The following is an 8,859-nucleotide window of genomic DNA, read 5'->3' on the forward strand; positions in this document are numbered from 1 at the left end:
ATCCATTCCCGCATCGCCAATAGCGGTCATAGCCCGCAAAGCGTGTTTAAAACTGTCCCGGCGCTGGCGAATCTGCTGATGGGCCTTTTCAAGCCCATCAAGACTGACTGAAACACGCTTCATACCAGCTTGTGCCATGGTTCGAGCGCGTTCAGGCGTCATGTCCCAGCCGCCCGTGGTCATGACTGGGGTGATACCCGCCTCGGCCAAAGCTGAAACCAGGGGCAAAAAAACGGGAGAGAGATAAGCCTCTCCCCCGATCAGAACGACTTCGCGCGTACCGAGTTCTGCCAACTGAGGAACAATCAACAGGGCTTCTTCTGGGCTCAGTTCCTGCTGGCGGGAGACTGCCGCACGCGAACCACAATGTAGACAGGCATGATCGCAGCTAAGTGTCAGTTCCCAGACCACATAGGCCGGAAAAAGTTTTGGTTGCTCGGGCTCAATCTGCCTGCCTTTCAGCTCAGACCAACGTTCCAGCGATCTGCTCACGGTTTTGTGCTGGCCTCTGGGCTGGGTGAAGCAGTACTTTGCGGAGAAACCGTGGGGGCAGCAGAGGGCGATGCCGAAGCTACCGGCGATTCTGAAGCAGGTGGGGAGGGTTCTCCTGAATTTGTGGGAGATGGAGAAGACGTGACACAAGCTCCCTGGTTTTCAATTTTAGGATCACATTCCGGCATTGGAGGAGGCGTCCCATAACAGGCGGAAAGTGTCATGGTCAAACTGCTTCCCAAGAATAGATTCGCCGCAAGTTTCCAGGATCGGGCGGCTGAGGTTTTGATCATTCGATCACAATGGGGACATTGTTGATAACTGGGCGGAACAAAACCTTGGCAGCTTCTACATTGTTTCATCTTTACATCCCATCAATTTACTTTTTTGTAAATAATTATAGAAGATCAGGAGTAGGCTTGTAAATCCTCTCAATCAAACTTTTTATTTGTCGTTCAGAATCAGCGCGCCAATTTTCAAGCCCAGGCATGGGCTGCAGCCCCGTCAAGCATCTGCTTTACCACCTGAATCTCTGCAAAAGGATGGCCCCCCTCAAAAAACATGTCTTAAAGTTTTACTGAAGATAATGATTGAATGAGAATCTGTTTTGTTTTCAATCATTGACCTGTATAAAAACTTGATCAATCTTTGTGAACCGTTTAAAGTCATGAATATTAGAAATAAATGAACCTATGCAAAGGAGGCAAACTCGATGGGAGGCAACGCATTTGAGCATCTCAAGCGTCTGAATGCAGCAGACTATAAAATTTACGCGCAGGAGGTAAAAAACCGCCTGACGCCTCATTTCAAGAAGATCCGAGAAATTCCCTATTACCACCAGAAACCAGATTTTGGCGATCTCGACCTCTTGATTGAAAAACCCCGCCCTGAGCGTCGGGAATTGGAAAAACTGCTGATTGAAGGGTTTGCGCTACAAACTCAGGATATATTTTGGAACAAAGACATCGTCTCGTTTAAATATGAAAATTTTCAGACCGACCTGATTTTCGTCGCCCCTGAACATTTTGCCACTGCCCAATTCTACTTTGCCTATAACGATCTCAACAATTTGGTGGGCCGGATTGCGCATAAATTCGGCGTTAAATTTGGCTGGGACGGGCTGACCTATCAAATCCGCACGGAAAGCGGCCATCGGGCGCAAAAGCTGCAACTTTCTACCCAGCCAGCTGAAATCTATGCCTTTCTGGGCTATGATTATCAACGCTGGCAAAAAGGCTTTGAAAATCTGGCTGAAATCTTTGAATTTGTCTGCACTACCCCCTATTTCAATCCAGAGATCTTCGCCTATGAAGCCCTCAACCATCAAAACCGTACCCGCAATAAAAAGCGCTTTACCTACCAAGAATTTCTCACATGGCTTGATCAGCAAAGCTTCAAAGCCTATCGCTTTGAAGAGGACAAATCGGTTTATTTAATTCGGCTGCACAATGCCTTTCCCCAAGCCGATTTGCTCGGCCAATTGAAAGCCTATGCCCAGGAACAGGCGGGTTTTGAAGCCCAGCGTGAAAAATTCAATGGCGAGCGGGTCATGGCCTGGACTGGCTTGAATGGCCAAGATTTGGGTTTGAGCATTGCCGGTTTTCGCAAGCACATTCAAACCCAAACCCAGGAAAGCTTTGAAGCCTGGCTTGAACCCCGCAGCGCAGAAGAAATTGAGCAAAGTTTCAGAAACTGGTTCAGCAGCGTGACAACCCCATAATATCCAATTTGATTTTTGTTTCAAAAATTGATCTGTTCGCTATTTTTTCAAGTCGGGCCTGTGGCACAATGGTTCTGCGCCTGAAAGACTGTTGAAGGAGACCCCCATGAAAGCCGATTGGGAAATTGCACGCGACGCCGAACCCGAAATGAAAACCGCCTGGGAGTTGGGAGACGCCCTGGGGCTGGATCCTCAGGAAATTTTGCCCCATGGCCATTTTCTGGCCAAACTGGATTATCGCAAAATTCTGGAACGCCTCAAGGATCAGCCCCAAGGCCATTATATTGACGTCACGGCGATTACGCCGACCCCCCTGGGGGAAGGTAAATCCACCACCACGATAGGTCTGATTCAGGGTCTGGGTCGCTTGGGCAAGCGGGTCACCGGCGCGATTCGCCAACCTTCCATGGGCCCGATCTTCAATATCAAAGGCTCTGCCGCAGGCGGCGGTTATGCCCAATGCATTCCGCTGAGTGAGTTCAGTCTGGGTTTAACCGGCGATTTCGACGCTATTATCACGGCACATAATCTTGGCATGGTGGCCCTGACCAGCCGCATGCAACATGAATTTAATTATGACGATGCCCTGCTTGAAAGCAAAAATCTCAAACGCCTGAATATTGATCCCCGCAATCTGGCCACCGGCTGGGTCATGGATCTTTGCGCCCAATCCCTGCGCGAAATTGTGATCGGCATGGGCGGTAAAATGGATGGACTGCTGACCCAGTCGGGCTTTCAAATTGCAGTCTCCAGTGAATTGATGGCCATTTTAAGCGTGGCGAATGATCTGGCCGACCTGCGGGCCCGGATCGCCAAGATGATTTTGGCCTATGATAAATCCGGAAAACCCGTGACCTGTGCAGATCTGGAGGTGGATGGTGCCATGAGCGCTTTGATGGTCAAGGCCCTCAATCCCAATCTCATGCAAACCCTGGAAGGTCAACCTGTTTTGGTGCATGCTGGGCCTTTTGCAAATATTGCCCTGGGCCAGTCGTCAATCCTGGCAGATCGACTGGGGTTGAAACTTGCAGATTACCATGTCACCGAAAGTGGCTTTGGTGCAGATATTGGCTTCGAAAAATTCTGGAACCTGAAATGCCGTTTTTCTGGCCTGCGGCCCTCCTGTGCCGTAATCGTGGCGACTGTCCGCGCCTTGAAAATGCATGGTGGGGGGCCTGCCGTAGCCCCGGGAAAACCGCTTGACCCCGCCTATACCCAATCAGCACCTGAACTGGTCGAAAAAGGCCTGGAGAATCTGAAAGCCCACCTTGAAATCGTGCGGCAAAGTGGCGTGCCTGCGGTGGTTTGCTTAAACCATTTTGTTACGGACAGCCCGGAAGAAGTTGAAAGGGTACGCCAGGCCGTTGAATCGATGGAAGCGCGCTTTGCGGTTTCTCGCCATTGGGAACTGGGCGGTGCCGGAGCTGAAGCATTGGCAGAAGCCGTATTGGATGCCTGTCAAGAAAAATCTGAATTTGAATTTCTCTATCCTGACAGTCTGCCACTTTCTGAAAAAATTGAGCGGATTGCGACCCGCATCTATGGGGCAAAGGGCGTTCAATTCCTGCCTGCCGCCAAGGCCCAATTGAAAAAAATTGAAGCGGATCCGATCGTGTCGAAATTTGGAACCTGCATGGCCAAAACCCACCTTTCGCTCTCAGACAACCCCGCCTTGAAAGGGCGCCCCCAGGATTGGGAATTAACCGTTCGGGAACTGAAAGTGTATCAAGGGGCGGGATTTGTCGTCCCTGTGGCCGGGGATATCAAACTCATGCCTGGAACCGCTTCAGATCCAGCCTACCGCCGCATTGATGTGGATACAGAAACCGGCCAGGTCACGGGCTTGTTCTGAATCTGTCTGGTTTGAGAGGCTGAAAGGCGAGATGAGATTCAGTAGGGCTGAAAAAACACAGAAATTCAAAGCGACAGAAACCCAGCCAAAACACAGGGTAAACACTATGAAAGCTCTTGTTTTCGGGTTATTGGGAGTTTGCCTGCTCGCGCAGACAGCGGAATCGGCTGCGCCCCCTTCTCCCGCGATGGAATACCGCACGCTCTGTTCCCGACAGGGCCTCTGTAAACAACTCTCTCGCCTGATTCTGGGCACGGATCATCTGGGCAATCTGCCCCAGGTACAAACCCTTGAAGTTTTGAATGAAGCCCTCAAATTGGGAATCAATACCTTCGATACCGCCCCGATTTATACCGACAAAATCGAAATCCGCCTGGGCGCATGGCTTGCCCGCCAAAATCGAACGGATCTGCATGTGATTACCAAGGGCGGATTCCCTCGAGATTTGGGGCCAGGCACCTACCAAAGCCGCCTCAAAACCAGTAAAGCAGAGATTGTGACTCAGGTATCTGAAGAACTCGAAAAATCCAGAGCCCAGTACCGGCAAAAGATCAGCATTTATCTCATGCACCGTGACGATGCAGATTTTAATAATTATCAGCGGGTCAAACGGGAACAAACTCCTGTGCAGACCGTCCTCGAAGCGCTCTCTGCCCCCCTGCTGACCCAGCATTTTGATTTTTTAGGCCTTTCCAATTGGCGCACGGCCCGTGTCGAAGAAGCCCTGCAACTGGCGCAAACTCACCCAGATTTCAGCCAGCCGCTTTGCAACAGCCCCTATTTTTCGCTGCTTGAAATGGGGCCGGTGACGATTCACTCTGGCGGCGTTCAAGTCAAACATGCCGAGATGATGCGGGCTGATTTTCAAAGGGGGATCAGCCTCATGCCCTATTCCCCCCTGGGCGGGTTTTCGATTTTTTCAAGGGGGTGGGAAAGCGCCAAAGCCCATGCCTATCGCCTCAAGATGCAAAAAGACAGGTATTGGCGCAACCTCTTTGATGCGATCTTTACAGAAGCGAATCATCAACGCTATTTGCGCGCAGAAGCCTTTGCCAAAGCGTTTAATCTTCAACACCAGACCCATTACAGCCTCGATCAGTTTGTGAATGCCTATGCACTGGCGCATCCTCGCAGTGATTTTTTGATCATCGGTCCTCGCAGTGTGGCGCAGCTCAGACGCACGGTGGAAGCTTTAAAGCTGGCCAAAGCTCTAAATGCCGAAGACCTGGATTGGCTGTATGGGAAAGAATCAGTTTCCCATTAAATGAAATTTAACTTAATCTAAATCCTAAGATACACATGTTTGACCCCAATTTGCACGATAAACTTTCTAGAGAAACACATATCCAGAGAGAGTAACACCATGTCTTCAATTAATTTTGTTCAAAATTCTGTCAGTTTACAAACGCCAAGCCAAGCCAAACCTGCTCAAAAATCTGAAGCAATAAAATTAGAAACCAAACAAACGAATATTCAAAAAGACCATCTCGAAGTGCAGACCCATTCAAAGAGCCCAGTGATGAACGTATTGGGGGGCAGCTTTGCCGGTTTATTGGTCGGTGGAAGTGTGGGTGGCCTCGGCGCAGGGGTTGCAGACATGGTGATCAACAACGGTTATGATCTGGTGGGTGCTTTCTCATTTGGAGCACGTTTGGGTGCAGGCGTCGGTTTGCTCACAGGAGCAACCGTTGCTCAACTTACCGACACGAAAACGAAAGCTGGTGTATATGGAACACTGGCAGGAGCGATTGCCGGGGGTGCGGTCGGTCTGATTGCTGAGCGCAGTTTATATGCTGTAAGCTTGGGTGCCAGCTTTGGTGCAGTCACCGGTGGCGCCAGCAGCGTCGCCGTTTCTCATTTTCTTGGCCATTAAATTATTTAAAAATCAAAGCATCCTATTGAGCCCGGAAAACACCTGCCGTGGTGCCCATATAGAGGCGAACCGGATTCACGGCAATCGTATTGACCTCCAAGGAGGGATTGGCCAACCCCGTGCCCATCTGAGCCCAGGCGCTGCCCCCATTGGTGCTGCGGAAAATCCCGCCACGGGTCGCCACATAGACATTTTGAGTAATGACCGGATCAATCGCCAGAGCCAAGACATCCATATTGTCCAGACCTGTCCCACTGGATCCCAAGGGATAGCCATGGGTGGCATCTCGGCCAATCTGAACCCAATTGCCCGGATCCTCACGCTGCCAGACCCCAACAAAATAGCCGCCAGAAGGGCCACCTGGGGGGGTGCAGACAAAGTTGATAAAACAACCGCCCAAGCCCCCGCCATAAAGACGGGCTGAAACGGTAGGATGGGCGACCAAAGCCCGCACATCGACCCCCGAAAGGAAAAACCCCGAAGCAAAGGACAAACCATTGTTGATCGTGGTCCACCCCGTGCTCGCGACAGTGTCCGCACTGGCACGGTGCACCCCAGCACCATAGCTGCCAGCATAGAGCAGCGTGGCATTGGGAGCTGCTGGATAAAATAGAGAAAGAGAACTGATCTTTTGGCTCTGCAGCCCAGTACTGACCGAAGCCCAGCTTAAACCAGCATCCTTGCTGACAAAAACGCCGCCACCATAGGTACCTGCATAGATCGTGTCTGGGCTTCGGGCATCTATCGCCAGAGCCCGCACATCTAAATGACTCAAACCTGCCGCTGCGCCCAAAACACTCCAATGTGCCCCGCCATCGTTGCTGCGGTAGATGCCCTGACTCTGGGTTCCGGCCAAGAGAATCTGAGCATTGGTGGGGTGAATAGCCAGGGCCTGAACCGTCCCAGAAGTTGCACCCGCCAGCCTATTGACACAACTGTCGGTTCCACCACTGGCAGTGCATTTCCAGACCCCTCCCTGCGAGGCTCCCGCCACAGCCGATCCTGCCCAAACCACTTGGGAATCGGTCTTCAGAGCCGCCAAAGCCTGAATATTCTCACTGCCCAGCCCCACACTGCCCCAGCCCACCCAGTTAGAGAGGGTCGCGACTTCTAAGGTCTGTGAAAGGGCACTTTCGACCCCTCCGACCAAAGCTGAGACCTGCATATTGTAGAGGCTTGCGGCAGAAAGTCCAGTCATATTCAGCTGGGTCTGTGGAGCATTGACACTTTGCAACAAAACCCCATTTTGGTAAATGCGATAACTTTCAGCCCCCGTTACCGCGCCCCAATTCAGCGTAAAACCAGAGGTCGAGAGGTTCGTTGCACTTATATTCAGAGGGGTCGGAGGCACAATCCGAAAGGCGGGCGTATTCACAGCGGTCTGGGTGCCCACACTGACCGATACCGTGGTATCACCCAGTGGAACCGTCGGAATTTTGACCCGCAATTGCGTACTGCTAAGCACCGTAATATCTGAACTGGGGATTGTGGTATTGCCAAATTTAACCGTATTGCCTGCTGCACTGGCATGAAACTGACTGCCCGTAATCAAAAGAGTGTCTCCCTGAGCGCCCGAACTGGCCCCCAAACTGCTAATCACAGGACGAGACGGAGTGAAAACCAGATTTCCCAAATCTAAAGTGCCCCCTTCGGTTACGGTGACAGTGGCCGGAGCCGTATGGGTATAGCCCGCTGGGGCTGTGAGTTCAAGTTTCCAGGTGCCGGGTGGGACCTGGTTAAAGGAGAAAGCACCATTGCCCTGATTCTGAAGCACAGAGCTGAGAGGGTCCATTAAGCGCAGATTGACCTGATCACTGGCCACCAAGCCAGAAAGTGAGCCTTGAATTGAACCTGTGGCAAGCGTATATCCCGCCTTATGTGGGTTCAAGGCCGCTATATTCCCACCATTGGCGAGTAAATCCTGTAAAATTTCAGCCCGGTCTACCAAAAAAGGATGGGTCGTATACGTATAGTTAGGAAAACTGCCCTGAGCCCCAGTCACTGTATCTACCAAGGTTTGCAGGGCCGCCCGATCCAAATGGGTGGCCATCAAAGGATTATTCTGGCTCGTGAGCAAATCATAAACCAAAAGTCCGGCAGGACTCGAACGATAACTGAGTTCGACCGTCGTCGGCGTATGGGTGATATCAAAGACAGCGCTGAGGGTCAGGCCTGGAATTTCGGCGCCTGTAGCATCGTAGGGAATAATCCGGGCCACTCTGGCCTCTCCCGAGGGAACCTGAGTAAGGGTGGTGTTCAGCGTACAACCTGTCGCTGGAATACTGTGATTTTGCCCGGCATCGGCTCCTGCAGGATAAAGCGTCTGGGCAATGCCTGCTCCCACCACAGAGACCTGAAAGCGGGAAAAACGCGCACAATCCACAGCCTGGGTGCGAAAGCCACGCGGCAAAGGAAGCATCTGCGGATATTGAATCGCAATTTGCAAGCGGGGGGAGGGCCCCGGCACAATCCAAATCAAGGCGTGATCCTGAGAGCGCACAAGAGGCCCCAAGGAAGACAGTGAGGATGCCTGACAGGAAAAAAGCAGCGCAGCCCCCACCCACAGAAATCTTTTGGTCATTGGTAAACTCCATTCACCACTACATCGGCTAAAAGCTGTGTCACAACAAGGGTCTGAGTGCGTTCTGCGGCCGGATTCACCCCATCGGAGACCTGTACCTTGATCGTATAAGTGCCCGGCAGATCTGGTGCAGTCCAAACCGTCGAGGCTCCATGAGTTGAACTAAAACTGGCATTGCCACAGTTCGAACACGACCAGGTATAGGCCGTCGAAGGCAGCACTTGCTCATCTGTGGCTAAACAAGTGAGCTGAACAGGAGCCCCCACGCCGGGCAAACTGGTTTTACTGGCCGTCAGAGATTGAATCACGGGAGGATGATTGACAGCCACCTGTCCCCCAGC

The 8,859-nt window shown here is 51.8% G+C and carries 8 protein-coding genes; 5 read left to right on the forward strand and 3 right to left on the reverse strand.

Translation table 11 applies throughout. From position 1 onward, the window contains the following. Positions 1–492: heme biosynthesis protein (locus tag COW20_22625; protein PIW44831.1), on the reverse strand; the 492-nt coding region annotated here is incomplete at its 3' end. 6 nt (positions 493–498) lie between these two features. Here COW20_22625 and COW20_22630 point away from each other — a divergent pair. From COW20_22630 to COW20_22650, 5 genes are all read left to right on the forward strand, one after another. Then, the gene (locus tag COW20_22630) at positions 499–699 is read left to right on the forward strand and encodes a hypothetical protein (protein ID PIW44832.1); all 201 of its coding nucleotides are present in this window, start codon (positions 499–501) and stop codon (positions 697–699) included. 505 nt (positions 700–1,204) lie between these two features. Beyond that, positions 1,205–2,212: a hypothetical protein gene (locus tag COW20_22635; GenBank protein ID PIW44833.1), complete on the forward strand. Its 1,008-nt coding sequence runs from the start codon at positions 1,205–1,207 to the stop codon at positions 2,210–2,212. 106 nt (positions 2,213–2,318) lie between these two features. After that, positions 2,319–4,064, forward strand: coding sequence for a formate--tetrahydrofolate ligase (locus COW20_22640; protein PIW44834.1), 1,746 nt, complete (start codon positions 2,319–2,321; stop codon positions 4,062–4,064). Next, positions 4,024–5,328: a hypothetical protein gene (locus COW20_22645; GenBank protein PIW44835.1), complete on the forward strand. Its 1,305-nt coding sequence runs from the start codon at positions 4,024–4,026 to the stop codon at positions 5,326–5,328. Before COW20_22640 ends, COW20_22645 begins: the two co-directional genes overlap by 41 nt. A 99-nt stretch (positions 5,329–5,427) precedes the next feature. After that, positions 5,428–5,937, forward strand: a complete 510-nt coding sequence (locus COW20_22650; GenBank protein PIW44836.1) for a hypothetical protein — start codon at positions 5,428–5,430, stop codon at positions 5,935–5,937. Positions 5,938–5,959: 22 nt separating this feature from the next. Here COW20_22650 and COW20_22655 read toward each other — a convergent pair whose 3' ends face one another. Together COW20_22655 and COW20_22660 are read right to left on the reverse strand one after the other, a co-directional pair. Then, entirely contained in the window at positions 5,960–8,518 is a 2,559-nt protein-coding gene (locus tag COW20_22655) for a hypothetical protein (protein ID PIW44837.1), read from the reverse strand. Beyond that, positions 8,515–8,859, reverse strand: a 345-nt coding sequence (locus tag COW20_22660) for a hypothetical protein (protein ID PIW44838.1), incomplete at its 5' end; no start/stop codon positions are given. The genes COW20_22660 and COW20_22655, both read right to left, overlap by 4 nt.

The organism is bacterium (Candidatus Blackallbacteria) CG13_big_fil_rev_8_21_14_2_50_49_14 (assembly GCA_002783405.1).
Classification (GTDB): domain Bacteria; phylum Cyanobacteriota; class Sericytochromatia; order UBA7694; family UBA7694.

Bases quoted from the DNA above. Each gene is read 5' to 3' on its own strand.
- COW20_22650 (PIW44836.1), top strand. From the start codon at position 5,428: ATGTCTTCAATTAATTTTGTTCAAAATTCTGTCAGTTTACAAACGCCA.
- COW20_22635 (PIW44833.1), top strand. From the start codon at position 1,205: ATGGGAGGCAACGCATTTGAGCATCTCAAGCGTCTGAATGCAGCAGAC.
- COW20_22655 (PIW44837.1), bottom strand. From the start codon at position 8,518: ATGACCAAAAGATTTCTGTGGGTGGGGGCTGCGCTGCTTTTTTCCTGT.
- COW20_22640 (PIW44834.1), top strand. From the start codon at position 2,319: ATGAAAGCCGATTGGGAAATTGCACGCGACGCCGAACCCGAAATGAAA.
- COW20_22645 (PIW44835.1), top strand. From the start codon at position 4,024: ATGTGGATACAGAAACCGGCCAGGTCACGGGCTTGTTCTGAATCTGTC.